Annotated in this window: 27 protein-coding genes; 6 read left to right on the top strand and 21 right to left on the bottom strand. The window is 70.3% G+C overall.

Going from position 1 to position 24,976, the window contains the following annotated elements; all coding sequences use genetic code 11:
• The first annotated feature begins 43 nt into the window (after window positions 1-43).
• Window positions 44-766, top strand: a complete 723-nt coding sequence (gene serB / locus AC1DSA_RS16155) for a phosphoserine phosphatase SerB (RefSeq protein WP_477890960.1) — start codon at window positions 44-46, stop codon at window positions 764-766.
• Here the strand turns inward: serB and AC1DSA_RS16150 are convergent.
• Window positions 723-3,455 (bottom strand): sensor histidine kinase, encoded by a 2,733-nt coding sequence (locus tag AC1DSA_RS16150; protein ID WP_477890958.1) that lies wholly within the window; start codon window positions 3,453-3,455, stop codon window positions 723-725. The genes serB and AC1DSA_RS16150 overlap by 44 nt on opposite strands.
• Window positions 3,456-3,519: 64 nt before the next feature.
• A complete protein-coding gene (locus tag AC1DSA_RS16145; RefSeq protein ID WP_477890956.1) occupies window positions 3,520-4,791 on the bottom strand; it encodes an MFS transporter in 1,272 nt (423 codons plus the stop codon).
• 155 nt (window positions 4,792-4,946) lie between these two features.
• Here AC1DSA_RS16145 and AC1DSA_RS16140 point away from each other — a divergent pair, with 155 nt between their 5' ends.
• Together AC1DSA_RS16140 and thpR are read left to right on the top strand one after the other, a co-directional pair.
• Window positions 4,947-5,600: a CDP-alcohol phosphatidyltransferase family protein gene (locus AC1DSA_RS16140; RefSeq protein ID WP_477890954.1), complete on the top strand. Its 654-nt coding sequence runs from the start codon at window positions 4,947-4,949 to the stop codon at window positions 5,598-5,600.
• Window positions 5,601-5,813: 213 nt separating this feature from the next.
• Window positions 5,814-6,332 carry an RNA 2',3'-cyclic phosphodiesterase gene (gene thpR / locus AC1DSA_RS16135; RefSeq protein ID WP_477890952.1) on the top strand — a complete coding sequence of 173 codons (519 nt, stop codon included), beginning with the start codon at window positions 5,814-5,816 and terminating at the stop codon, window positions 6,330-6,332.
• Here the strand turns inward: thpR and AC1DSA_RS16130 are convergent.
• The 7 genes from AC1DSA_RS16130 to AC1DSA_RS16100 all read right to left on the bottom strand — a co-directional run bounded on the left by AC1DSA_RS16130 (window position 6,317) and on the right by AC1DSA_RS16100 (window position 12,120).
• Window positions 6,317-6,637 (bottom strand): hypothetical protein, encoded by a 321-nt coding sequence (locus AC1DSA_RS16130; protein ID WP_477890950.1) that lies wholly within the window; start codon window positions 6,635-6,637, stop codon window positions 6,317-6,319. The genes thpR and AC1DSA_RS16130 overlap by 16 nt on opposite strands.
• A 100-nt stretch (window positions 6,638-6,737) precedes the next feature.
• On the bottom strand, window positions 6,738-7,970 hold the full coding sequence (locus AC1DSA_RS16125) for a DUF4382 domain-containing protein (RefSeq protein WP_477890949.1): 1,233 nt from the start codon (window positions 7,968-7,970) through the stop codon (window positions 6,738-6,740).
• A gap of 244 nt (window positions 7,971-8,214) precedes the next feature.
• Window positions 8,215-9,528, bottom strand: coding sequence for a DUF4382 domain-containing protein (locus tag AC1DSA_RS16120; protein WP_477890947.1), 1,314 nt, complete (start codon window positions 9,526-9,528; stop codon window positions 8,215-8,217).
• Window positions 9,529-9,703: 175 nt separating this feature from the next.
• A complete protein-coding gene (locus AC1DSA_RS16115; protein ID WP_477890945.1) occupies window positions 9,704-10,384 on the bottom strand; it encodes a hypothetical protein in 681 nt (226 codons plus the stop codon).
• Between the two features lie 16 nt (window positions 10,385-10,400).
• Window positions 10,401-11,012 (bottom strand): FHA domain-containing protein, encoded by a 612-nt coding sequence (locus tag AC1DSA_RS16110; protein WP_477890943.1) that lies wholly within the window; start codon window positions 11,010-11,012, stop codon window positions 10,401-10,403.
• A gap of 58 nt (window positions 11,013-11,070) precedes the next feature.
• Entirely contained in the window at window positions 11,071-11,538 is a 468-nt protein-coding gene (locus AC1DSA_RS16105) for a DUF2721 domain-containing protein (protein WP_477890941.1), read from the bottom strand.
• A 33-nt stretch (window positions 11,539-11,571) separates the two neighbouring features.
• The gene (locus AC1DSA_RS16100; protein ID WP_477890939.1) at window positions 11,572-12,120 is read right to left on the bottom strand and encodes a hemerythrin domain-containing protein; all 549 of its coding nucleotides are present in this window, start codon (window positions 12,118-12,120) and stop codon (window positions 11,572-11,574) included.
• Between the two features lie 105 nt (window positions 12,121-12,225).
• Here AC1DSA_RS16100 and AC1DSA_RS16095 point away from each other — a divergent pair, with 105 nt between their 5' ends.
• Complete coding sequence (locus tag AC1DSA_RS16095) at window positions 12,226-12,687, top strand: universal stress protein (RefSeq protein WP_477890937.1); 462 nt, start codon at window positions 12,226-12,228, stop codon at window positions 12,685-12,687.
• A gap of 7 nt (window positions 12,688-12,694) precedes the next feature.
• Here the strand turns inward: AC1DSA_RS16095 and AC1DSA_RS16090 are convergent, their stop codons facing one another.
• Window positions 12,695-13,597 carry a hypothetical protein gene (locus AC1DSA_RS16090; protein WP_477890935.1) on the bottom strand — a complete coding sequence of 301 codons (903 nt, stop codon included), beginning with the start codon at window positions 13,595-13,597 and terminating at the stop codon, window positions 12,695-12,697.
• A 70-nt stretch (window positions 13,598-13,667) separates the two neighbouring features.
• On the opposite strand from AC1DSA_RS16090, the gene AC1DSA_RS16085 reads away from it, so the two are divergent.
• A complete protein-coding gene (locus AC1DSA_RS16085) occupies window positions 13,668-14,912 on the top strand; it encodes a YbfB/YjiJ family MFS transporter (protein ID WP_477890933.1) in 1,245 nt (414 codons plus the stop codon).
• Here AC1DSA_RS16085 and AC1DSA_RS16080 read toward each other — a convergent pair.
• From AC1DSA_RS16080 to AC1DSA_RS16050, 7 genes are all read right to left on the bottom strand, one after another.
• Complete coding sequence (locus AC1DSA_RS16080) at window positions 14,894-16,048, bottom strand: M23 family metallopeptidase (RefSeq protein ID WP_477890931.1); 1,155 nt, start codon at window positions 16,046-16,048, stop codon at window positions 14,894-14,896. The two genes, AC1DSA_RS16085 and AC1DSA_RS16080, sit on opposite strands and share 19 nt — an antisense overlap.
• A complete protein-coding gene (locus AC1DSA_RS16075) occupies window positions 16,045-17,121 on the bottom strand; it encodes a L,D-transpeptidase family protein (protein WP_477890929.1) in 1,077 nt (358 codons plus the stop codon). The genes AC1DSA_RS16080 and AC1DSA_RS16075 overlap by 4 nt, the downstream gene beginning before the upstream one ends.
• A 105-nt stretch (window positions 17,122-17,226) precedes the next feature.
• Complete coding sequence (locus AC1DSA_RS16070; protein ID WP_477890927.1) at window positions 17,227-17,919, bottom strand: transglutaminase domain-containing protein; 693 nt, start codon at window positions 17,917-17,919, stop codon at window positions 17,227-17,229.
• An 8-nt stretch (window positions 17,920-17,927) separates the two neighbouring features.
• Complete coding sequence (locus tag AC1DSA_RS16065; protein ID WP_477890925.1) at window positions 17,928-18,713, bottom strand: 2-keto-4-pentenoate hydratase; 786 nt, start codon at window positions 18,711-18,713, stop codon at window positions 17,928-17,930.
• A gap of 9 nt (window positions 18,714-18,722) precedes the next feature.
• The gene (locus tag AC1DSA_RS16060) at window positions 18,723-19,502 is read right to left on the bottom strand and encodes an SDR family NAD(P)-dependent oxidoreductase (RefSeq protein ID WP_477890923.1); all 780 of its coding nucleotides are present in this window, start codon (window positions 19,500-19,502) and stop codon (window positions 18,723-18,725) included.
• On the bottom strand, window positions 19,502-20,146 hold the full coding sequence (locus AC1DSA_RS16055; protein ID WP_477890921.1) for a glutathione S-transferase family protein: 645 nt from the start codon (window positions 20,144-20,146) through the stop codon (window positions 19,502-19,504). The genes AC1DSA_RS16060 and AC1DSA_RS16055 overlap by 1 nt, the downstream gene beginning before the upstream one ends.
• Window positions 20,147-20,165: 19 nt before the next feature.
• Entirely contained in the window at window positions 20,166-21,146 is a 981-nt protein-coding gene (locus tag AC1DSA_RS16050) for a Bug family tripartite tricarboxylate transporter substrate binding protein (RefSeq protein WP_477890919.1), read from the bottom strand.
• A 161-nt stretch (window positions 21,147-21,307) separates the two neighbouring features.
• On the opposite strand from AC1DSA_RS16050, the gene AC1DSA_RS16045 reads away from it, so the two are divergent.
• Entirely contained in the window at window positions 21,308-21,922 is a 615-nt protein-coding gene (locus tag AC1DSA_RS16045) for a 3'-5' exonuclease (RefSeq protein ID WP_477890917.1), read from the top strand.
• On the opposite strand, the gene AC1DSA_RS16040 is transcribed toward AC1DSA_RS16045, so the two are convergent.
• From AC1DSA_RS16040 to AC1DSA_RS16025, 4 genes are all read right to left on the bottom strand, one after another.
• Window positions 21,891-22,118 (bottom strand): hypothetical protein, encoded by a 228-nt coding sequence (locus AC1DSA_RS16040; protein WP_477890915.1) that lies wholly within the window; start codon window positions 22,116-22,118, stop codon window positions 21,891-21,893. The genes AC1DSA_RS16045 and AC1DSA_RS16040 overlap by 32 nt on opposite strands.
• A gap of 25 nt (window positions 22,119-22,143) precedes the next feature.
• Window positions 22,144-24,180 carry a penicillin-binding protein 1A gene (locus AC1DSA_RS16035; protein WP_477890914.1) on the bottom strand — a complete coding sequence of 679 codons (2,037 nt, stop codon included), beginning with the start codon at window positions 24,178-24,180 and terminating at the stop codon, window positions 22,144-22,146.
• A 109-nt stretch (window positions 24,181-24,289) separates the two neighbouring features.
• Window positions 24,290-24,649 carry a translation initiation factor Sui1 gene (locus AC1DSA_RS16030; RefSeq protein ID WP_477890912.1) on the bottom strand — a complete coding sequence of 120 codons (360 nt, stop codon included), beginning with the start codon at window positions 24,647-24,649 and terminating at the stop codon, window positions 24,290-24,292.
• Between the two features lie 19 nt (window positions 24,650-24,668).
• The gene (locus AC1DSA_RS16025) at window positions 24,669-24,965 is read right to left on the bottom strand and encodes a c-type cytochrome (protein WP_477890910.1); all 297 of its coding nucleotides are present in this window, start codon (window positions 24,963-24,965) and stop codon (window positions 24,669-24,671) included.
• Window positions 24,966-24,976 lie beyond the last annotated feature (11 nt).

The following is a 24,976-nucleotide window of genomic DNA, read 5'->3' as shown; positions in this document are numbered from 1 at the left end:
CCAGTGCAGGACTTCGGTCCGCACCGGATGCGAAAATCGCAGCATGCCTGCCAAAGAATTCGCCCCCGGCCTCGCCATCCAGGGCATCGCCCCTCCCCTCGCGCTGAAGGACTTCAAGCTCATCGCCTTCGACATGGACTCCACGCTGATCAACCTCGAGTGCGTGGACGAGATCGCCGATGCGGTCGGCAAGAAGGAGGAAGTGGCGGCGATCACCGAAGCCGCCATGCGCGGCGAGATCGCCGACTACAAGGAAAGCCTGCGCCGCCGCGTCGCCCTGCTCCAGGGCGTGACGGTCGCCGACATGGAAATGATCTACACCGAGCGCCTGCAGCTCAATCCCGGCGCGGAGCAGCTGGTGCAGGCCTGCAAGGCCGCGGGCCTGAAGACGCTGCTGGTCTCCGGCGGCTTCACCTTCTTCACCGACCGCATCCGCGACCGGCTGGGCATCGACTTCACCCGCTCCAACGTGCTGGAGATCCGCTCCGGGCCCAACTGCGGCGAACTCACGGGCCGCATGGTGGACCAGCCCTGGGGCGACATCTGCGACGGCGAGGAGAAGCGCAGGATGCTGCTGGAGACCTGCGCCCGGCTGGGCCTGTCACCGAAGCAGGCGATCGCGGTGGGCGACGGCGCCAACGACCTGCCGATGATGGGCGAGGCCGGCCTGTCCGTGGCCTACCACGCCAAGCCCAAGGTGCGCGAAAACGCCCACGTCGCGATCAATGCGGGCGGTCTCGATCGGCTGCTGGAAGTCGTACGGTAAAGGCGGTGCCGGCGCCCAGCCGGCTGTCCACGGAGATGCTGCCTCCGTGCCGGTCCACCGCGGTCTTGACGATCGCCAGCCCCAGGCCGGTGCCCTGGATCTCGCCGACGTTGCTGGCGCGGTGGAACGATTCGAACAGGTGGCCCAGTTCGTCGGGGGGAATGCCGATGCCCTGGTCCGCCACGCGGAACACGGTGTCCGCACCGTCGCGCCGCACCTCGAAGCGCACCTCGCCGCCCTGCGGCGAGTACTTGATCGCGTTGGACAGCAGGTTGCCGAAGATGTGGCGCAGCAGCTTCTCGTCGTAGAGGCCGGGCGACACCTCTGGCGCGACCTCGCACACCACCTGCGCGGCCCCTTGCGGATGCTGCTGCCGGGCCTCCTCCACCAGCTGCGGACAGAGCGCACGCACGTCCAGGTCCTGCGGCCTGAAGTCCAGCATCTGCGCCTCCGCCTTCCCCAGCAGCAGCACGCGGTCCAGCATGCGCGACATGCGCTGCACGCCGGAGGCGATGCTGTCCAGCGTCTCGCGGCGTTCCTCCGCCGGCAGCCGGTCGCCGTAGTGGCGCAGCAGTTCCTCGGCCGACAGGATCGCCGCCAGCGGGGTGCGGAACTCGTGGCTGGTCATCGCCACGAAGCGGGAGCGCAGTTCGTTCAGCACCTTCTGCTGCTCCAGCGCCTCGCGCATCTCCGCTTCCGACTTCTTGCGGCTGGTGATGTCCAGGAAGGTCCAGATCACGCCCGCGTCGGGATCGTTCGGCCGCACGCAGCTGCCGCCCATCTCCACCCAGAATAGCTCGCCGGTTCGGCGCCGCAGCTGCATCTCGCAGGTGTAGCCATTGGTCGCGATCAGCGCCGCGCGCGCCTCGACGCCGAAGCGCTGCCAGCTTTCCGTGTCGGGGTGCAGGTAGTCGGAGCCCTGGCCGATCAGCACCTGCCGCGGGTAGCCCAGCATCTGGGAAAACTTCTCGTTCACCCACTCGTGGCGGCGCTTGACCGACAGCACGATGCCGACCACCGCGTTGTTCAGGATGGCCTCGCGCTCGGACATCGTGCGGTGCAGCTGCTCCTCCAGCTCCTTGCGCCGGGTGATGTCCATGATCACCCACACGGTGCCCTGGTCCAGGTCGTCCTTGCTCACCGCCTTGCCGGACAGCAGGATCCACAGGCGGCTGCCATCCAGGCGCTGCACCTGCATCTCGCGCTGGTACACCTCGCCGCGCACCGCGGCCTGCGCCACTTCGCCGCCCACTTCCAGGTACTCGCCGCGCGAGAGGTAGAACGGCTCCATCGACAGCACCGGCAGGCCGCCCGCGCCGAACATCTCGATCATCGCGCGGTTGGCCCAGCGCAGCCGGCCCTCGCGCGTGAGGAAGCAGATGCCGACGATGGAGTTGTCCAGCACGATCTCGCGCTCCTCCAGCACGGTCTTCAGCCGCTGCTCGGAGTCCGACAGCGCCTCCACCATCGCGTGCTCCGCGGCGATGCGGGCCTGGGCCTGTTCGCGGAAGCTCCGTGCCACGTTGATGCGGGCGGCCAGCGCGAACGACAGCAGCACCATCTCCAGCGCCGACCCGAGCAGCAGGGCGTTGGAGGTCAGGCCGTTGGAAGGCAGCACCCCGGTGTTGTGCAAAAAGAGCGTGAGCACGCCCACCAGCAGCACCGCCCATGCGGCCAGGTAGTGCCGCGCGCCGCCGTGGCCGCGCCGCAGCGCCAGCACGCCGGAGACCATCAGGGCGCCCACGGTCACCGGCGCCAGCAGCGTCACCAGCCAGGTGGACACCACGTAGGGCAACACGAAGGCCGTCACCAGCGTCGCACCCCACAGCGCGGTGAGCACGCGCAGGATCCGGTCCATCACCGGCATGCCCTCGCGGCTTTCCAGGAAGCGGCGTGCGAAGAACAGGCCGAAGACGGCGGCCGCGCACAGCCCCACCGGCGGGGACACGCTGTTCCACCACACGCGATCGGTCCACAGGAACTGGTAGCCCAGGCCGGTCAGCGCCGCCTGGGCGATGCCCATCCCCGCCACGAACAGCACGTAGATCAGGTAGGCCCCGTCGCGCACGGAGACGAACAGCAGCAGGTTGTAGAGCAGCAGCCCCACCAGCAGGCCGAAGTAGAGGCTCAGCAGCGCATAGCTGGCCTGGTCGTTCTGCCACAGCGCCTCGGCGCGCCACAGGCGCAGCGGCGCCGCCATCGTTCCTTCGGTTTCGAGGCGCAGGTACAGCGCGGTCGCCTGGCCCGCGGGCAGCCACACCGGCAGCACGTGGTTGCGGTGCGCGACCGGCCGGCTGGAGAACGGTTGCAGGTCGCCGCCCACCTGCCGCTGCCAGCCGCCCTGCTTCGCCGGCGAGTACAGCTCCAGGTGGTCCAGCGGCGGGTAGGCGAGTTCCAGCAGCCAGTTCGGGTCCTGGCCGGCAGGCGACTGCAGTTCCACCCGCAGCCAGATCGCCGAACGCGTGAGGCCGAAATTCGCCGCCGGGCCGCTGCCGCGCATGGGGCGAAAGCGTGCCTGCTGCGCCGGCTGCAGGATCGCGTCGAGGCCCAGCTTGCCTTCCGCGTCCTCGAGGTAGGTGACGTAGGGCGCGAGCTTGTAGTTGTCCTCGGCGCCGAGCGCCAGCGCGCCCTGCGCCCAGGCACTGAAGGTCAGCAACCACAGGCAGGCGATCTGGACCAGCCGCGACATCATGCGCGGTGCGGCCGGGGACGGCGCGGAACGGCGGGCGCTCGCATGGCGCAGCGACTATAGATCACGCGGCGGCGCGCCCTCCCGCGGCGGGCCAGCCGCGGATCAGGCCCAGCGCGGTGGCGCGCCAGAGCAGGAAGCCGACGATCGAGAGATTGAGGAAGTTCCAGGCGATGCCATTGAGGAAGGCGGCGCGGTACGAGCCGGTCAGGTCGAACACGGCACCGGACATCCAGCCGCCCAGCGCCATCCCCATCAGCGTCGCCATCAGCACGGTGCCCACGCGGGCGCCGGCCTCCTCCGGCGGGAAGTACTCCCGAACGATCAGCGCATAGGAGGGCACGATGCCGCCCTGGAACAGGCCGAACATCCCGGAGACCACGTAGAGCGACGCCAGCCCGTCGGCGGGCAGGAACAGCAGCAGCGCGACGCCCTGAAGCAGCGAGCCGAGCAGCAGCGTGCGCAGGCCGCCGATGCGGTCGGAGATCCAGCCGGAGACCAGCCGGCTCAGCACGCCCATCCCCAGCATCAGCGACAGCATCTCGGCACCGCGCGCAGCGCCGAAGCCGAGGTCGCCGCAGTAGGCGACGATGTGCACCTGCGGCATGGACATGGCGACGCAGCAGGACACGCCCGCCAGCGACAGCAGCGCCAGCAGCACGTTGGGCGGCAGGCCCAGCGGGCGGCGCGAGAACGTGGGTGCGGCGCCGGACGACGGGTCGGCGGCGGCCGACAGGACCTGCGAGGGCGGCCGCCGCCGCAGCAGCAGCGCCATCGGCACCATGGTGAGGATGCAGAACACCCCCAGGCCGAGGTAGGTCTGCCGCCAGCCGGCGAGATCGATGAAGTACTGCATCACCGGCGGCCAGACCGCGCCCGCGGTGTAGTTGCCGCTCATGCAGATCGCCAGCGCGATGCCGCGGCGACGGTCGAACCAGCGCGAGGTGTCCGCCACCAGCGGAGCGAAGGTCGCGGAGGTGCCCAGCATGCCGATCATGAGGCCTTGCACCAGGCAGAACACGAGCAGGCCGGGCGCGAAGCTGGCCGCGATGTAGCCCAGGCCGAGCCCGACCGCGCCGACCATCACGACCACCATCACGCCGAGGCGGTCCGCCAGCCGTCCCATGAGCACGCCGCCGATCCCGAAGCCGATCATGGTCAGCGTGTAGGCGAGCGAGGCATCGCCCCGGCTGGCCGCGAAGTCCTGCTGCATGCGCGGCAGCACCACGGTGATGGCGTACATGCCCGAGCCGCCGATGGTCATGAGCAGCAGCGACATGGCCAGCCGCAGCCAGGCGTAGGGCGATTCGATGGCGGCGCGGGAGGCGGCGGACATGGGGAAGGATTGGATACGAACGGCGGGACAGTGCAACCCGGCAGGACCCGCAACGCGGGGCGCGCCCTCGCGGACCGCCCGGCGTCGGCATGCGACTACACCCCGCTCGGCGAGGGGACGACGGTTGCGGCCCAAGCTGGAGCTTAATGTGCCCCATGAGCATGAAGGACGATCCGATGGAACGCACCGCGGCGCGCCGCCACTTCTCCATGGTCCGGGAATTCCACCTGGCCGACTTCTTCACCCTGGGCAATGCCGCCTGCGGCGTCGGCGCGATCCTGCTCGCGATGATGTACATGGCCAGCGGCGACCGCGCCCACTTCCTGGCGGCGGCGTCGCTCGCGCCGGCGGCCTTCATCTTCGACGTCCTCGACGGCCGCATCGCCCGCGCCCGGCACCAGCATTCGGCGCTCGGCCGCGAACTCGACTCGCTGTCCGACGTGATCTCCTTCGGCATGGCGCCGGCCGCCCTCGCCTTCGCGGCGGGCATGCAGGGCGGCTGGGACGCCGCGGCGCTGATCTACTTCGTCTGCTGTGGCGTGAGCCGGCTGGCGCGCTACAACGTGACGGCGGAGCAGTTGGCCGGCGATGAGTCGGGCAAGGTGAAGTACTTCGAAGGCACGCCCATCCCCACCAGCGTGGTGCTGACCGGCGTGCTCGCCTGGGCCGCGTGGCAGGGGGCGCTGGGCGATCGCCTGTGGGGCGGCGTGCTCGACCTCGGTCCCTGGAACCTGCACCCGCTGGCGTTGCTGTTCGTGCTGTCCGGCAGCCTGATGATCAGCAAGACGCTGCGGATCCCGAAGCTCTGAGGCTCAGCCGCGCGGCCGCTTTGGCCGGACCGCCTCCAGCCCACATTGGGCTGCAGCGGGCACGGCGCCATACCCTTGGGTTTCCCCTGCTTGCCTGCGCGGACCCGCCCGGTACATTGGATGGCACCGTAGCGGCCGGCCTGGGGTCCCGCTGCGGATCCGGAAACGATTTCGAGCGTTCGAGCCCTTCGGGGCTCTTCTTTTTTGCCTGGCATGGCCGCTCCTTCCACCCCTCCCACCGTCCGCCTGTTCCTCGCGCTGTGGCCGTCCGATGCGACGCGGGCCGCATTGCTCGCGCGCGCGCAATCCTGGGCGTGGCCGGCGACCGCGCGGCCGACGCCACCGGAGCGGCTGCACCTCACGCTGCATTTCCTCGGGTCGGTCGATGCCGGGCTGGTGCCGGCGCTGCAAAAGGGCCTGGACCTGGCGTGGGACGGTTGCGAGTTGCTGCTGGACCGGCCGCAGGTGTGGCCGGGCGGCATCGCGGTGCTGGAGGCGGGCGAGGTGCCTCCCGCCCTGGCGCGGCTGCATGCCAGGCTGGGAGAGCGGCTGGAGGGCATCGGCCTGCCCGTAGACGTGCGTCGCTACCGGCCGCACGTGACGCTGGCCCGCAAGGCCTTCGGTGCGCAGCCAGCGCCGGCGCCCGTGCGCTGGCAGGCGCGGCCCGGCTTCGCGCTGGTGCAGTCGCTCCCCGGCGGGCGCGGCTACGAGAACCTTCAGCTCTTCGGCTGAGCGGCGCTGCGGCGCGCCTTGTCGATCACGGCGCGCGCGTCCAGTTCGGCGTTCAGGCCCGCTTCCAGGGGCGAGCGGCAGAGGCCGGCGTGCTCGTACTGCAGGTTTTCGTAGAGCTCCGCGGTCGCGGGCGAGCCTTCCAGCACGGCTTCCAGGCCGGCGTCGTGCGGCGCCGTGCGCAGGGTGTCCGCCAAGTGATCCACCACGGCCCGGTATTGCTGCGGGTCGACGGCGACCTTGCTGCGGTCCAGGCGCTCGAGCATGCGCGCCAGCATGATCAGGTTCGTGGAGGCGGTGGTGTTCATGCATCGGAGGTGAGGCTGGCGCGGCCGGATTGCAAGAGCTTGCAGGCCGCAAGAAAAAAGGGCCTGCCGGCTGGCAGGCCCTTGCCGGAGGAAACCCGGGTCAGTACGAGAAGTTCACGACCGCCGGGCCGCCGGTGACGTCGGCCGGCGTCTCCTTGGTGGGCAGACCCGCACCCGACAGGCGGATGGTGTACTTGCCCGCAGCGCCGGCATCGGCGGTGGGCGCCGGCAGGCCGCCCGCGGAGAACAGCTGGTACTGAGGCGCCGCCACCGGCACACGCAGGGCGTACTGCATGTTGTCGCCGACCCGGGTGCCGTTGACCTCGACCAGGCGCGAGTTCACCGTCTGCATGGCGGAGGCCAGCGCCTCATCGGCAATCGTCGTGGTGCCGATGGAGCTGCTCGGCGAGACCGTGCCGGTCACCGTGCTCATCGCCGACGAGCTGAGGACGATGGTGCTGGTCGTGGTGTTGGTGTTGATGCTCACCGTCGACGTCCCCACCGGGATGCTGTCCACCACGCGGGTCGCCGCGCCGACGGTGCCGCCCGCGGCGCCATCGCCGGTGATCACCACCGTGTAGGTACCGGGCAGCAGGTAGGCCAGGCTGAACTTGCCGGAGGCATCCGGAATGGTGGATCGGACCACAGCGCCGTTCTGCTGCGCGGACACGTTGATGATGGGCAGGGTCGTGGTTCCGGTGCCCAGTGCCATGGTGGTGGTCACGAAGCCCTGGATCGTGCCCGTGGGCAGGGCCGTCAGGCGCACCACCGGCTTCAGGATGTACTGTCCCGAGTTACCGGCCACGACGACAGACTTGCAGGCGTCGAAGTCCATCAGGAAGCCGTTGACCTGATCCGCCAGCACGGTGAAGTCCGCCTTGATCTTCAGGCCGCTCTGCTGGCCGCTGGGCGTCTTCAGCGGCTGCTGGGGCTGCCCGATCGGCTTCACGAAGTTGCCGGAGTTGGCCAGGACCAGGCGCAGCTGGTGGTAGCTGCCGGCGGGCAGCACGGACGTTCCGAGATCCTGGAGCTGGCCGTTGGTGAGATTCACCAGGTCGACCTGGACCGGCGCACCGGGCGGGACGATGTCGCGCCATTCGCCATCCGAGTCGCTCGTGCTGGTGTCGCTGCTCATATGCACGCGCACCTTTTCGACGTTGACGATGACGTGCTCATAACATGCCGGCGCATCGGTCATCGACAGCTTCAGCGTGCCAGTCTGCGTCCCGCCGCCGCCGCCACCGCCACCTCCACAGGCCGCCAGCACGACTGCCGACGCCAGGCTTCCTACGCGGGCGAACCAGCGCAACGCGCTCCCATTCATCTTCTTCATCAAACTTCCTTTTGTGTAGAACACGCGGGCGATGCTCCTTGGGAAGTCACGGCTCGGGGTGTCCAGGCGTAACGCAAAGAGCGGGAATGCAGCTCGGCGGTTGCTCTTGGGCCGCTTTTGTTGCGAACTGACACACCCCATTCAGCCCCGAGACAACACGGTCCGCCGGGGCGGGCAAGAGCTTGGGGGCCGCAAGGGAAAAGGGCCATCCGGCTGGCAGGCCCCTTGCCGGAGGAAAGCCCGGTCAGTACGAGAAGTTCACGACCGCCGGGCCGCCGGTGATGTTCGCCGGCGCCTCCTTGGTCGCGAGGGTCTCGCCGGAAACCCGGATCGTGTAGATGCCAGCCGCGGCCGGGTCGGTGATGGACGCCGGCAACGGCAGAGGCACCGGCAGCAGGGTGAACAGCTGGAACTCCGGCGCCCCGACCGGCAGGTGCAGGGCGTACTTGCCGGTGTCGTCGTCCAGGCGCGTGGCGTTGACCTGCACCAGGCGCGACTTCACAGTCTGCATCGCCGAGGCCAGCGCGTCATCGCTGACCGTGGTCGTGCCGGTGGGAGTGCTCGCCGTGACCGTGCCGGTCACCGTGCTCATCGGCGACGTGCTCAGCACCAAGGTGCTGGTCGAGGTGTTGAGGTTCACCGTGGACGTGAGCACGGGGACGCTGTCGATCACGCGGGTGGCGGCCCCTTTGGTCGTGTCCAGCACGCCGCCGGATTGCACGCCATCGCCTGTCACCACGACGGTGTAGGTGCCGGACGGCAGGAAGGACAGGATGAACCGGCCGTTCGCGTCGGGGATGGTGGACCGCACCACGGTGCCGTTCTGCTGGGCCGACACGTTGATGCTGTTCAGCGTCGCGGTCGTCGTTCCCAGGACCACGGTGCTGGTCACGAAGCCCTGGATGGTGCCGCTCGGCTTGGCGGACACGCGCACCACCGGCTTCAGGATGTAGGTCCCGGAGCCTGTGTGCACGATCGACTTGCAGGCATCGATGTCCAACAGGATGTCGTTCAGCGCGTTGGGCAGGACGTCGAAGTCCGCCTTGATCTTCAGGCCGCTCTGCTGGCCGCTGGGCGTCTTCAGCGGCTGCGGGGTGCCGCCGACCGGCGTGACGGTGTTGCCCGTGGCGGCGAGCACCAGCCGGACCTGGTGGAACTTGCCGGCCGGCACGACGGAGGTGCCCAGGGGGTTGATCTGGCCGTTGGTGAGGTTCAGCAGGTCGATCCTGACCGGCGCGTTCGGCGGGACGATGTCCTGCCATCCGCCGTCGTTGTCGCCGGTGTTGCTGTCGTCGCTCATGTGCACCCGCACCTTGGCGACGTTGACGACGACGCTCTGGTAGCAGGCTGGCGCATCCGTGATGGACATCTGCAGCGTGCCGGTGGCGACCGAGCCGCCGGTGCTCCCTCCGCCGCCGGTACTCCCTCCGCTGCCGCCGACGACGACGTCGCCGCCCCCGCCGCCGCCACCGCAAGCAGCCAGGACAAGCGCCGCTGCCACGCTGCCGACTCGGGCGAACCAGCGCAACGCGCTTGCGCTCCCATTCATCTTTTTCATGGAACGTCCTTTGTGTAGTACACGCGAGCGATGCTCCAGGGGAAGGCACGGCTCGCGTGTATGTCCAGGCGAAAAGCAAACAGGGAGAATGCACCCGGCGGTTGCGTCTGGGCCGCTTGTGTTGCGACCCGATACAACCCTTGCGGACTCGGGGAAATGGCCCGCCAAGCGGCCGCTACTTCTTCGGGTCGTCGCCCAGAGCCTGGGTGGACTGGAACTCGTCGGGATCGGGCCGCCGTGGACGGCCCGGGTCGGTGTCGGCGATGGCGGCATCGCGGATGGCGAACAGCGCCCGCAGGTCGCGCTGCACGTCGTCGTCCGTCTTGGGTGGCTCCGCGTCATCGAGGGCTTCGTCGACGGCATCCGCACCGAAGCCGCTCGCCTCGGGCAACCAGTCCGCCTGCACGAGCGGCGCGTGCAGCGACACCGGGCCGCTGGCGGCCCAGGTGTTGGGGTCCGGCATTTCCTTGGCATTGAAGCCCTGGAATTCCCAGCCGATGGTCAGGAGCCAGTCGCGCGCCCGCGGCTCGAAGCGGGAGAGCTCGCGTTCGAAGCTGTCCTGGAACGCGAACACGTAGGCCAGCAGGCGGTCGTGCGCCTGCTTGACCACGAAATTGACATGCAGCCCATGGCGGCCCGTGCGGCTGACGCTGGAAAGCATCCGGCACTCGACCCAGTCCGAGGGCACGCCGTGCTTGCGCATCGTGTCGCGCAGCACGATCTGCACCAGCTCGCGCTTGCGCGCGTTGCGGGAAGGCCCCGAGTCGGTGTCCGGCTCGCTCTCGCGGAACTGCGTGCTCGCGGAACCGGGCGCGCCTTCCTTGCCGTTGTTGAAGAACTTGCCGATCAGGCCCATGCGGGGATTGTGCACTTCATTCGCGCAGCTGGAACCGCATGCGCGTGCCGGCCAGGTCCAGGACGTCCTGGTCGGACAACATGACCGGGTCGCTGCCGATGGCCAGGCCATTGAGCTCCGCGGGATTGGCGCCCCCCAGGTGCGTCACGAAGTAGGCGCCGCGGCGCTGCGCCACGGAGACCACCGACACGCCCGGCTTGCCGAAGGTGGTGACGGCCTTCACCACCGGCACCTCCAACCCCGCGGACGTGCCCGTCTCGACGGTGAACACGCCATGCAGCGGCACGGCATCGGGCGCGAACGAAAGCGTCCCGCCGAAGGTGCTGGGCGCCTCGCTGGCCTGCAGGTAGCGGATGCGGTAGGGGCCGATCGCGATCACGTCGCCGTCGTGCAGGCGCGTGCGTTCCTTGACCATGCGGTCGTTGACGTAGGTGCCGTTGGTGCTTGCCAGGTCCGTCAGGAAGACGTCGGCCACGCCCACCAGGTCGAACGCGCAGTGATCCCCGCTCACCACCATCGTGTCCAGCACGATGTCGTTGCCCGGCTTGCGGCCCAGCGTCGTGCGGTCCTTGTGCAGGTACACGAGCTTGACCTCGACTCCCTTGACGCTCGCAATCAGCTGCGGCATATGGCACCTCCAGACCGCGCAGGCGGCAGGGGCATGCTAATCCGCGCCGCGGGCCGCTTCAAGCGGGCGGACCTCCCCCATGCGGGTGAACCCGGAAGTCCAGCAGACGGGTGGCAAGGAAAGTCTCCGCCAGGAAGCAAAGCAGCGCCGCGAGGAAGCAGGCGACCCCCAGCAGGAAGCAGGCGACGGCCCACCGGCTGATCTGGATGCCGCTGGTCTCGCCCAGGAACAGCACGATGATCGTGACCCCGATCAGCAGCGCGCAGCTGGCAAGCAGCGCGATGCAGCCATTGGCCAGCATGCCGCGCACGCGCAGCTGCTGCAGCTCGCGCGCGGCGCGCGCAAGCCAGGCCGGGTCGGTCGTTTCGCGGGACCGGTCCTCCACGACGCGGGCGCGGTCGATGATGCGCGCCAGCCGGCCGGCCACCGCGCCGATCATCCCGGACACCGCGGTGAGCAGGAACACGGGCGCCACGGCCAGCTGGATGCCGTGGGTGATGGAGGAGCCGTCGAGGGGAAAGGCCATGCCGCGGATTATCGCGGTGGGATGCGGCGTGCCTCAGATGTAGCCGACCACCAGCGGCGCATTCCGCAGGTGCAGCGCCAGGCCCAGGGCTTCCATGTGGTCGCCGTTGCGCGAGAGGATGCGTTCGGCCAGTGGCAGGAACACCGTCTCCTCGTAGCGTGCGTGCCGCAGCACCTTGCGCACCATCTCCTCCATGGCCTCGGCGTCCACTTCGGGTGCGATGCCCCGGGCGGCGGCCCGCACGGCGGGCTCGATCTGGCGCCACAGCGCCTCCACGGCGCGGTGTTCCGCAGTGAGCCGGTCGACGATGGGTTGCACGCGTTCGCGCTCCGGCTCATTGCAGGCGCGCAGCACGGCCGGGAACAGTTCGGCCTCTTCTTCGGCGTGGTGCGGCAGCACGGTCTGGCGGAACAGGTCCAGGGTCTGGGCAGCGGTCTTGCGGGCGCGGTTCGCGGCATCGACCAGCTCGGGCAGCCGCGCGGTCGCCTGCAGTTGCGACACGATGCCCAGGTGGCAGCGCGTGAACGACGTGATCGGCAGCTCGGCTTCCGCTGGCGACAGGTCGGTGAATTGGATCCTCATGTGGCCCTCTCCATGGCTCGTACAAGACCATGTTGCCCTCAGGGGCGTCCCCGCAATTGATGCACGTCAACCGAAGCGCCGACTGCACGCTGCACCATGGCGTCCATGCAACTTCCCGGGAGTCCCGCCATGTTCAAGCACATCCTCCTCGCCACCGACGGCTCCGCCGCCTCCGACCACGCCGCGCAGCTGGCCATCGACCTCGCCCGGGTGCACGGCGCGACGCTGACGGCGCTGTACGTCGTCGATCCCTACCCCTACCTGGGCGTGGGCGAGTCCAATCCGCTCGGTTTCCAGGCCTACATGTCGGCGGCGCTGGAACACGCGGCAGCGGCCCACAACAAGGTGGCGGCGCTGTGCGAGAAGGCGCCCGCGGTTGCCTTCCGGGCGCGGCTCGCCGAAGACGTCGGTGCCTCGGTGGGCATCGTGCAGAGCGCCAAGGACGTCGGGGCCGACCTGATCGTCGTCGGCTCGCATGGCCGCACCGGCGTCGCCCGCCTGATGCTGGGCAGCGTGGCGAGCAAGGTGGTCGCCGAATCGGCGATCCCGGTGCTGGTCGCGCGCTGACGCGCGCTCAGGCCAGCACGCTGGCGCCGGCCGCGCGCAGCGTGCCGAGCAGCTCGTCCCAGCGGCGCGTGTGCTCCGCGTGCAGGCGGCCGCCGGCCTCCAGCACCGGCTGGAATTTCCAGCCGCGCACCTGCTGCGCCTCGAACCACGCGCGCGCCCGCTGGCGGGCTATCCAGGCCGGCGTGCGCCAGGCGCCCCAGGGCTCCGCGGTGCGCGCCAGATCCGGGGTTTCGGCCAGCGCCCCCGCCGGATAGGCCAGCAGGCCATAGCGGCGCGGCGTCGACGGCTTGCGCGGGCCGTCGTCGAAGGTTTCGAAGGTGGTGCCGTCCTCCAGCGCCGCCGGCAGCAGTGCGCGCGCCACCAGGTGTTCGCCCAGCTCGCTCGCCTCGCCGTTCTTGTGGTGCAGCACCGGCCGCAGCTCGAAGCCGGTGAGGCCGCTGGCGCGCAGCGCCTGCGCGGCCTGCGGCCCCAGCACGTACTCGCCGGTCCATTCGTCCACGTGGCTGATGGCGCCGTCCGCCACCGGCTTGCTCAGGTAGATGCGCTGCGGCAGCCGCACCGCCCAGCGGCTCGCGGTCGGGTGCAGGCTGTCCTGGTGGTACGCCGCCATCGTGGCCTTGGAGTCCGCGCGCGTCTGGCCGATGGAGGAGCGGCACACCGCCTCGAAGTGCGTGCAGCCCGCCAGTTCCGGCGGGCTGCACTGCAGGTCGCGCAGGAAGCTCACGGCCTCGCCCTCGGCCAGCGCGAGCAGCCGGGGCAGCACCGGGCCCGAGGCATCGAAGAAACGCGGGAACAGGAAACCGACCGCGGGGTTGGGCTTGGCGCCGAGCGCGCGTGCCAGTCCATCGTCGGCCGCCAGGCGGCGGGACAGTCCCGGACTGCAGGGGCGCAGGGCGAGCAGGATCTTCATGGATCAGCATCCTAGCCAAGCCCCGCGCACGGCCGCGTCAGCCAACGCCGCATGCGAAACTCCGCGCCGCATGACCGCCTTCCCCGCCCCCCGGCCGGTGGCCATCGCCCTCGCCGGCCTCGTGTCGCTGGCGGTCGCGATGGGCATCGGCCGCTTCGCCTTCACCCCCCTGCTGCCCCTGATGCTGTCCGAGCGCTCGGTGACGCTCGCCGGCGCCAGCCTGCTGGCCAGCGCGAACTACTTCGGCTACCTGCTGGGCGCCCTGGCCTGCACCTTCCAGCCCTGGATCTGGCGGCGAGTGGGCTGGGCCGCGACGGTCAACGGGCCGAAACTCGTGCGCGCCGGCCTGGTGGCCACGGTGCTGCTCACGCTGGGGATGGCGGTGCACCTGCCGGCGGCCTGGCCCCTGCTGCGCTTTGCCGCGGGGGTGGCCAGCGCGGTGGTGTTCCTCTACACGTCCGGATGGTGCCTGGAGCAGCTGGCACGCCGCCAGCTGCCGGCGATGGGCGCGTTGATCTACGTCGGCCCGGGCGGCGGCATCGTCGCCAGCGGGCTGGCCGCCAGCGGACTGGTTGCGCTGCAGGCGCCGGCGGCTGCGGGCTGGCTCACCTTCGGGGTGCTGGCGGCGGCGCTCACGGCCAGCGTCTGGCGCGTGTTCGACGCCCGGCGCGGGATCGCGGCGATGCCGGCCAGCACCGGTCCGGGCAAGGACGCGCCTCCCGCCGCGCGGGCCGGCAGCGGGCAGATGGCGCTGCTCACGCTGGCCTATGGCATCGCCGGCATCGGCTACATCATCACGGCCACCTTCCTGCCGGTGATCGCACGGCAGGCGCTGCCGGGGTCGCCCTGGCTGGACCTGTTCTGGCCGCTGTTCGGCGTCGGCGTGATGCTGGGAGCACTCGGCGCCTCGCGGCTGCGGCCCGGCGGCGACCTGCGACTGCGGCTGGCGGCCTGCTACGCGATCCAGGCGATCGGCGTCGCCTCCAGCCTGGTGAGTCCCACGCTGGCCGGCTTCGCCCTCGGCAGCCTGCTGCTGGGCCTGCCGTTCACCGCCATCACCTTCTTCGCGATGCAGGAGGCGCGGCGGGTGCGCTCGCAGCAGGCCACCAGCTTCATGGGCCTGCTCACGGCAATGTACGGCCTCGGCCAGATCGCCGGGCCGCCGCTGGCCGCCTGGCTGGTGGCGCACAGCGCGAGCGCCGCGGAGGGCTTCACCGTGTCGCTGTGGATCGCCAGCACCCTGCTCGCGATCGGCGCGCTGCTGTACGTGGCGATCGCCCGCGCCTACCCCCTGGTTCAGCGCTCCGTGACCTGAACCGCGGGTTGTGCGCGGGCCAGTGCGGGGTACGGGTTCACCGGCTCGCCCTGCCACCACTTGGGCGGGGTGTTCAGGCGGAACACCGCGAAGTGCAGGTGCGGTGCCTTGTCGTCGGCATTGCCGGTCGCGCCGACATAGCCGATCAGGGTGCCGCGCTTGACGTCCATGCCTTCGCGCACGGTGTCCGCATAGCGCTGCAGGTGGGCGTAGTAATAGGCCAGCTGCGAAGTCGCGTCGAACTGGTAGATCGTGAGGCCGCCGGCCTTGCTGGTGAACAGCTTGGCGATGCGGCCGTCGTCCACCGCCACGACCGGCGTGCCGGTGGGCGCGAGGATGTCGATCGCTTCGTGCCGGCGATTGCCGCGTCCCTGGTCGTACTGGTCGGTCAGCGTCGCCGGCTTGATGCCGACCACCGGCACTTCGAGCGCGCGCTGCGCGAGCAGCTGCGCGCCTTGCGGATCGCCCGGGTTGCGCACCGCCGGCAGGTCGGCCGACACCTTGTCGCCGGCCTTGGCCTTGGGCTTCATGTCGCCGGGGGTCGCACCCGTCTTCGTGCCAGCGGTGCCGGAGGTCGATCCCGCTGCGGTGCCGTTCTTGCCGGCCGCCGATGTCTTCGTGCCGCCGCTCGCTTCATCGAAGAAGCGTGCGAGCTCGGTCGGGGCTGCGGTTCCATCGGGCACGCCGGCTGCGGCGGGGGGCGCGACGGTCGGCGCGGCAGGACCGCCCATGCTGCTGGTCTCCGGCGTCGGCGAGGTCGATGCCGGCGCCGTGGAAGCGGTGCTGGTGGACGTATCCGCGGCCGCCGCGGGATCGGCCGAAGCCGTCGGCGGCACCGGGTTGTCGCCCGAGGTCGTGGGCTGCGTGCCGGCGGTGATCGCCGGCGTGCCGCCGGCCGAAGCCGCGGCCTGGGGATCGGTCGCCGTCGCCGATGCCGCGGCCTGCGCATCCACCGCGGGCGCCGGCGGCACCTCCGCGGGCGCGGCGGCGGTGCTGCCACTCGCCGCGTTCAGCGGCGCGCTGTCCGGCAGCGAGGCCGTGGGTGGCGTGACGGTGGTGTGGGGCGGCTGCTGGTCGCAGGCCTGCAGGCCGAGCGCCGCCGCCGCGGCGAGCAGGGAGAGGTGCCAGCGCTTCACGATTGCACCTCCACGTTGATCCCCTTGTTGACGACGGTCGACAGTCGCACGACGTCCCAGTTGGTCAGCCGCACGCAGCCGCTGCTTTCCGCCCGGGCCATCTGCGACGGTTCGGCCGTGCCGTGGATGCCCAGGTGCTCCTTGCTGAGCGACAGCCACATCACGCCCACCGGGCTGTTCGGGCCGGGCGGCAACCGCACCTTCTTATCAGCCTTGGGATGGCGCAGCAGCGACGGGTCATAGCTGAAATCCGGGTTCCTGGCCTGCGCCGTGATCTGCAGCGTGCCATCCGGAAGCGGGAACTCCTGCCCGCCGATGGTCACCGGCATGGCGCCCATCACCCGGTTGTCGGCGCCGAGGATGTAGAGCATCTGTTCGCTCTTGTTGATCCGCAGCGATGCGGCCTTCGCAGGCATGGCGAGCGCCCGGCCCACGTCCGTCACCACGATGCCCTGGCCCGCCTGCAAGTTGCGCCCCTGGTTCAGGGCCGCGAGCAGCTTCGGGCTCATGTGGAAGCGCTCGCCCAGCGCCTCGTTGATGTCCTGGTAGCCCATGGCGGGCAGCTGCGACTGCGCGACTGGGTCCTGCGGAATGGCCGTGTAGGGTCCGGCCACGTCCTTGTCGGTGACGGTGTAGACCGCGAAGGCCGGTGCCTGCTGCGCACCCAGCGCAGTCCACGTCGGCGCATCGACGTTGCCGGTCGCCTGCAGGCCGCGGGCGGCCTGGAACGCGGCCAGCGCCTTCTTCATGTTGCTGCCGAAGCTGCCGTCGATCTCGCCGACCGAGAACCAGTTGCGGTCCAGCAGGACTTGGGCGCGGATCACCGCCGGCCCCTTGGCCCCCGGCTTCAGGTCCGGCGTGGCGGTGTCGGCGTTCAACTGCTGGATGTGCTGCGTCGCGTCGGCGGGAAAGCCGGGCGGGACGATGACGGAGGACGCGGCCTTCTTCGCGGGCGTCGTCGACGAAGCGTGCGTCGCCTTGTGCGACGTGGCGGCGTGCACCGCCGGGGCGGCCGCGAAACTCAGCGGCAGCGCCAGCGCGAGGACGCGCAGGATCAGGGATTGCTTGGGCATGCAAGGCTCCATGTGGGATGCCCTACCGTAGCCCTGCCGCGGCGCCCGGCGTGTAGTCGCGCGGCGAACGCGGCGGTCGGCCGCCGCCGTCCTGGCGCCACAGGCTCAGCGGGTGCCGGGCTCGCGCGCGACGTCGGCCAGGAAGTCGCCTTGCTGCAGTTCGCTGCGCGTTGCGGGCCCGTGCAGCCAGCCGGGATACACCCGGCGGAAGTCCTCCAGGATCTGCGCCAGCGGCACGTCGGCGAAGCTGCCACGCTCGCGCAGGTACTCCATGTGCCGCTGGCCCGCGCGATCGAACGGGTGGTAGATGGAGTCGCCTACGCCGTCGAACTCCAGCGGCAGCAGCCCGAAGCGCTCGCACAGCTCGATGTTGAAGGCCGGCGTCGCCTTGCGCCATGCGCCGTCCAGCCAGAGTTCCGTGTAGCCATGCCAGATGAACACGTCGGTGGTCATGGTCTCGCGCATGCGCTGGGTGGACAGGTGGTTGCGCACGTCGGCGAAGCCCAGGCGGGCCGGGATGCCGGCGGCGCGGCAGGCGGCCGCGAGCAGCGCCGCCTTGGTGACGCACCAGCCATGGCCGGCGGACAGCACGGAGCTGCCGCGCATGCCCTCGGTGCCGAGGTCGACGCGGTAAGGGTCGTAGCGGAAGCCGTCGCGCACCGCGTAGTACAGCGCCACCGCCTGCTCGCGCGCGCTCGCGCCGCGGGCATGGCGCGCGGCGAAGGCGCGCACTTGGGGATGGTCGCTGTCCACGTGCGTCGTGGCCGCGAGGCAATCCTGCGGAGCGGGAGCGTTCATGGAGTCTTTCAGACGAAGCGCACGGTCAGCGGCGCCAGCGGCGCGCCGAACTCGGCGCGCCAGGTCTCGCCGCGCTGCACCGGCCAAGCGTCGGTCCAGGTGCCGGTGGTGACGACGTCGCCGGGCTGCAGGTCGGGTGCGCCCGGAATGTTGCGCAGTTCCGACAGGAAATGGGCCAGCGCATGCAGCGGGCCATCGAGCACGTTGGCGCCCACGCCTTCGTCGATGCGTTCGCTGCCGCGCTGCAGGGTGATGCGGTCGGCCGCGAGCAGCGCGTCGAAGGCCGCGGCCTCGCGCGGCAGGCCATTCACGCCGATCTTGAGGCCCACCAGCAGCAGCCCGTGCAGCCCGCTGTCCGCGACGGTGTCGGCGGCCACGAACTTCCAGTCCTTCCTATGCGACTGCACGATCTCGAAGCCGGGCGCGATCCATTCGATGCAGGCCAGCAGGTCGTCCAGCGTCGCACGTGCCGGTGGCGTCGCCTTGATGCCGAACACGCATTCCGGCTCGATGCGCGGCTGGCAGGTGCCGGCCAGCGCCAGCTCGCCCTCGCCTTCGCAGAAGGTCAGCGTGGTGTTCCACACGGTGCCCCAGATCGGCGCGTACACGCCGTAGCGCTGCCAGATCGTGCGGTTGGTGAAGCCGACCTTGAAGCCGCGCGGTTGTTCGCCGCGGCGGATGCGCAGCTGCCGCACGCTGAGCGCGCGCTCGTACGCCACGCCCACGTCCAGCCCGCAGGCTTCGGGCCACAGCGTGGCCTCGTCGTTGTGTCGCAGCAGCAATTCGGGTGTCATGCCGCGAGCTTAGCGCGGCGGCGTGCGCGGCCCGAGGTGCATGCCGCCATCGAGCAGCAGCAGCTCGCCCGTCATGGTCGGTGCGCCCTCGATCAGCCAGACGACCGCGCCGGCGACGTCCTCCGGCGAGGAGGCACGGCCCAGCGGCGCCGCGCGCTCGAAGCCGGCGCGCGTGCGGTCCGCGCCCTCCTGGCCGATGCCCTGGGCGAACCAGCGGCTGGTGATGAGCCCGGGGCACACCGCGTTGACGCGCACGTCAGGCGCCAGCGTGCGCGCCAGGTGCAGGGTCATGGCGTTGAGCGCGCCCTTGGACGCGATGTAGGGCACCGAGGAGCCGATGCCCAGCGCGCCGGCGATCGACGACACGTTGACGATGCAGCCCGCGCCGGCCTTCAGCTGCGGCAGGCAGGCGCGCACCATCTGGAAGGCGCCGACGGTGTTGACCGCGTAGATGCGCTGGAAGGCATCCATATCGAGCGCGTCCCACGCCGCCGCTTCGCCGAACACCGACATGCCGGCGTTGTTCACCAACGCATCGATGCGGCCCCAGCGCTGCACCGCCGCCGCGGCGAGCCCGCGGCAGTCCGCGTCCACCGCCACATCACCGCGCAGCAACAGCGTGTCGGCTCCGGCCGCGCGGCAGGCGGCTTCGGACGCCTCGGCCTCGGTGGCGCTGCGCGAATAGTTGATCACCACGTTCCAGCCGCGGTGCGCCAGCTGCAACGCGACCGCCGCGCCGACTCCGGTGCCGGAGCCGGTGACGAGCGCAACCTTGCGGGCGTCGGCCATCACTTCCTGGCCGCGACGGCCTTGCGGTCGGCCACCACCTGCTGCGCCGTCGGGCGCTCGCCGATGAACTTCACGTAGGCCTTGTAGTCGACGCCGTTGGCCAGCAGCAGGTCTTCATCGTAGATCGCCTTGGTGGCCAGGCCCACCACCGGCAGGTCCACGAAGGCGGCGCAGTCGGCCATGGTGAAGGTGTCACCGGCGGCATAGGGCGCCATCTTCAGCAGGCGCTTGACGCCGGCGATCTTCTGTTCGATCTCGCGGCGGATGCGCGCGGCGTTGCTTTCGCTCAGGGGTGGCGCGCCGAAGAAGGCGGCGCCATAGAGCTGGCGCGCCGCCATCTCGAGGTGCCAGTCCAGGAAGGTGACCAGCTCGCGCACCTTGGCGGCCTCGAAGGGATCCTTGGGCAGCAGCGGCGGCTCGGGGTACACCGTTTCCAGGTAGTCGAGGATCACCTGGCTTTCGCACAGGCAGCCCTGCTCCGTCGTGAGGAAGGGGATCTTGCCCATCGGCGACAGTTCGTAGAACGCGGCGTCCTTGTCCCGGAAGTTGACGATCTTCTCCTCGAAGGGAATGCCTTTCTCCAACAGGGCCAGCTTGGCCTTGTTGTGGTAGTTGCTGATGGGGGAGCCGTGGAGCGTGAGCATGGTTCGGTGTCCTGGTTGCCTATTCGATCTTGGCGCCGGATTCCTTCACCACCTTGGCCCACTTGGTCGTCTCGGCCTGGATCAGCGTGGCGAGGGCCTCGGGCGTGCCGGGGTTCGGGTCGAGGCCCAGCTTGGCGAGCTTGTCCTTCACGTCGGGCATGGCCATCACCTTGAGCGTCTCGGCGTTGATGCGCATCTGCACGTCGCGCGGAATGCCGGGCGAGCCGAGCAGCGCGAACCACGAGGTCGCCTCGAAGCCGGGCAGGCCCGATTCCGCGATGGTCGGGATCGTGGGCGCCGCCGGCGAACGCTGCGCACTGGTCACGGCGATCGCCTTCAGCTTGCCCTCCTGCACCAGCGGCAGCGCCGAGGGCATGTTGTCGAAGATCATCTGGATGCGCCCGCCCAGCAGGTCCGGAATCGCCTCGGCCCGGCCCTTGTACGGGATGTGCTGCATCTTCACCCCGGCCAGGGTGTTGAACAGCTCGCCGGACAGGTGGATCGAGGTGCCGCTGCCGGAGGAGCCGAAGAACAGCGGCTGCTTCTTCGCCAGCTCGACCAGCTCCTTCACGTTGTTGGCCGGCACGTTCTTGTTCACCACCAGCAGGTTGGGCGTGGAGGCCAGGAAGCTGATGGGGGTGAAGTCCTTGATGTTGTTGTACGGGATCTTCTCGTACAGCGAAGGATTGATGGCGTGCGTGCCGACGGTCCCGATCACCAGCGTGTGGCCGTCGCCCGCCGCCTTGGCCACCATGTCGGCGCCGATGTTGCCGCCGGCGCCGGGCTTGTTCTCCACGGTGATGGGCTGGCCCAGGGGCGCCCATTTTTCCGCCAGCACCCGTGCCAGCGTGTCGGGCGCGCCGCCCGGGGGGAAGGTCACGATGATGCGGATCGGCTTGGTCGGCCAGGCGGCCGGGGCCTGCGCGAAGCTCAGGGGCGTGGCGGCGGCCAGCGTGAAGGCGGCGATTGCCGCCAGGGCGCGAACGCGCGTGCGATGCATGGGGATCTCCTGGAGGAATGCGATGCCGGTTGGCATGCAACCATTCTGGAGGCGGCGCGCGGCAGCGTGAATGCTCCTGTGCCCTAGGAAGGGGCCGGCCCAGTCGCGCGGGCGACGCGCCGCCGTCGCGCCCGGCGCGACAGGTAGACTGCGGGCCGTCCATGTCGCCGCCGCTGCCCTCCCCTGAAGAGATCGCGCTGCTCGAACCTTTCGAGCGGCTCGGCCTCGACCGCATCGTCCTGGTCCGCACCGAAGCGCAGGCGGAGCAGGCCGCCGGCGCCCTGCAGGCAGCGCCGGTCTGGGGCTTCGACACCGAGTCGCGGCCGACCTTCGAGGTCGGCCAGGCGTCCGAGGGGCCGCACATCATCCAGCTGGCCACGCTCGAGCACGCCTACGTGTTCCAGCTGCACGACCCGGCGTGCCGCGCGATCGCGGGCGATCTGCTGGCGCGCGAGGCGAGCGTGAAGGCGGGGTTCGGGCTGCGCGACGACACCCGCCGCATCACCCACAAGCTGGGCGTGCAGCCGCGCGAGGTGCTGGACCTGGACACGGTGTTCCGCGAGCGGGGCTACCGCCGGCAGATGGGGATCAAGGCGGCGGTGGCGGTGCTGTTCGAGAAGCGCTACCTCAAGTCCAAGCGGGCCGCGACCTCCAACTGGGCGCAGCGCGAACTGACGCCGGCGCAGCTGCTCTATGCCGCCAACGACGCCTGGGCCGCGCTGCGCGTGTACCAGGCGCTGGAGCTCATGCCTTCGCCGCATCCATCAGGCGGTTGAAGGCGGCGGAGCATTCCGCGCGCATCTGCACCACCTCGTCGATGATCGCGTCGGGCCGCGGGCCCTCGCCCCGGGCCAGCAGCAGCAGCGCGTCGGACAGCAGCTGCTCGTGCACGCGCAGGCGCGTCAGGCGCGCCTGCCATTCGGCGTGCAGGCGCACCAGCTCGGGATGACCGGGTTCGCGGGGAGCCGCCATGACCGGAAATTGTAATCAGCGCGCGTCACTGGATCATCCGGACCAGGCGCCCGAAGAAATCGTGGACCAGGTCCTGCACGGGGTCGCGCGGCGGCGCCGGCTCGCGCGGCTTCGGCCGCGGCCGCGGAATGTCGAACTCGACCCGCGGATCGGCCGCGCGCAGCCGCAGGGCCTGCCCGAAGAACTCGCCGACGATGGGCAGCGCGCTGCGGGCGCCCTGCCCCCAGCTTTCCCCCATCGTCACGGTGTTGTCGTTGAAGCCGACCCAGGCGCCCGCCACCAGCTGCGGGTGCATCAGGATGAACCAGCCGTCCGAGTTGTCCTGGGTGGTGCCGGTCTTGCCCGCCACGTCCGCCTGGATGCCGTAGCGGGTGCGGATCGCCGCGCCGGTGCCCTCGTCCACCACGCCGCGCATCACGTTGAGCAGTTGCAGCGCGCGCGGCTTGGGCAGCACTTCCATCGGCTTGGGCCGGGTGAACAGCGCCAGCGTGTGGCCGTTGCGGTCTTCCAGCCGGGTGATGAGCTGCGGGTCGCCGAGGTACAGGCCGTTGTTGGCCAGCGTGCCGTAGGCGGTGACCATCTCGCGCAGCGTCACCGGGCTGGTGCCCAGGGCCAGCGAGGGCACCAGCTCCAGCTTGCTTTCGCGCACGCCCAGGTTGAAGGCCAGCTCGGCCACCCGCTCCGGCCCGACGCGCTGCATCACCTGCGCCGTGATGCTGTTGCGGGACTGGACCAGCCCGTCCCGCAGCGTCATCGGCTGGTTGGTCGGCGGCGTGGTGTCGCGCGGGCTCCAGACGGCGCCGCCGCGGTCGCGGATCGTCACCACCTCGTCGACGAAGGTGTCCTCGGGCGTCAGCCCCAGCCCGAAGGCGGCGCCGTACACGAAAGGCTTGAAGGTCGAGCCCGGCTGGCGCCGCGCCTGGTTCACGTGGTCGAACTGTTCCTTGGTGAAGTCGCCGCTGCCCACCCAGGCCTTCACCTGCGCGCTGCGCGGGTCCAGCGCGAGGAAGCCCGCCTGTAGCTGCGGTCGCTCCTCGCCCTTGCGCCGGCCGCGGTCGGCCAGCTCCTGCAGCTGGTGCAGCTGGCGCGTGACCGCGGCGTTGGCGGCCTTCTGCAGCCGCGTGTCGATGGTGGTGCGCACCACCAGCCCGTCGGCGTACAGGTCGTAGTCCTCGCGGTCGGCCCAGGTGATGAGCCATTTCTTGACCTGCTGCGCGGCGTGCGGGGCGATGCCCACCTGCTCGCCCTGCCGCTCGAAGTCCACCCGCAGCGGCCGCGCCGCCAGCAGTTCGGCGCGCTTCGCATCGAGCTTGCCGTACTTGACCATCTGGTCCAGCACCGTGTTGCGGCGGTCGCGCGCGCGCTCGGGATTGAGCACCGGGTTGTAGTACGAAGTGCCCTTGAGCATGCCGATCAGCGTCGCGCTCTCCAGCACGTCGAGCTTGTCGGCGGACTTGTCGAAGTAGGTCCGCGCGGCCATCTCGATGCCGAACGCGTTGTAGAGGAAGGGCACCGTGTTGAGGTAGGTCTCCAGGATCTCCTGCTTGGAGTAGACGAACTCGATCTTCAGGGCCGTGATCGCTTCCTTGGCCTTGCGATTGAGCGACACCGAGCGGCCGATCTGTTCCGGGTACAGGTTGCGCGCCAGCTGCTGCGTGATGGTGGAGCCGCCCTCGCGCCGCCCGCGCAGCGTGTTCAGCACCGCCGCGCCGGTGCGGCGGAAGTCGATGCCGTGGTGCTCGTAGAAGCGCCGGTCCTCGGTGGCGATCAGCGCATCGACCACCGGCTTCGAGATCTTGGCCAGCGGCACCCACTGGCGGTTGATCCGCTTGAACTCCGCCAGCACCACGCCGTCGGCGGACATCACCACCGAGGGCACCTCCGACTTCACCTTGCGCAGGTCCGAGATGCTGGGCGTCAGGGGGATCAGCAGCAGCAGGTACAGCACCAGCAGCGCCGGCACCAGCAGCACGGTGCGCACGGGGTGGCGCCGCGCCAGCGCATAGGCGCGGCGCGAGGTTTCGACGGCCCAGGCCTGGGCCCGGGCGAGGGCCGGGGTCATCCGAAAGAATCTAAGTGGGGGTGTGGTTGAGCCGTGTAGGACTCGGTCGCTTGGCGCGACAGTCGGGCTGCCAGCGTAACGGCTTTTCGGCAGGCCCCGTAAGGGCTTGTTACCCGCCCGCGCGCTTGGCCTTCAGGCCCTGTTGCAGCAGCAGCGCCAGCACCTTGTCGACATGGTCGCCCTGGATCTCGATCGTCCCGTCCTTCACCGTGCCGCCGGAGCCGCAGGCCGCCTTGAGCTGCTGGCCCAGCTGGACCAGCGCCGCCGCGTCGACCGGCGCGCCGCGCACGATGGTGACGGTTTTGCCGCCGCGGCCCTTGCTCTCCCGCTGCACGCGGGCGATGCCGTCGCCGGCAGGCACGGCGCGCGCCGCCTGCCGGCACGTGCACTGGGCCACCGGACGGCGGCAGGTCGGGCACATCCGGCCCGCTTCGGTGGAATAGACGAGGCCGCCTCCGCTCTTGCGCATCGGCGGATTCTAGTCAGCCTCAGCGCCGCGCCTGCGTCTCGGGATAGCGGTAGATCGTGTCGTTGAGGTAGCGCGCCACGGCATCGATGTCCTCGTCGTTCCAGGCCAGGCCGGCCAGTTCCTGGAAGCGGCGCACCTGCGCCTTCAGGCTGGGCCAGTCGCGCGCCAGCCGCTGTTCGCGCCAATGCATCTGGGTGGTGTGGCATTCGACGCAGTGGGTGCCGTAGAGGAGCTGGCCCCGGCTGGGCGCCGCCGTCTGCGCATGCGCAGGCGCCAGGACCGCGAGGGCGAACAGGGTCGAAAGGAGGTGTCGCATGGTGCAGCCGA

The sequence above is a fragment of the Ramlibacter sp. P4_H7 genome, assembly GCF_056400765.1.
The sequence above is the reverse complement of the archived record's forward strand: the minus strand, read 5'-3'. Positions and strand labels throughout refer to the sequence as shown.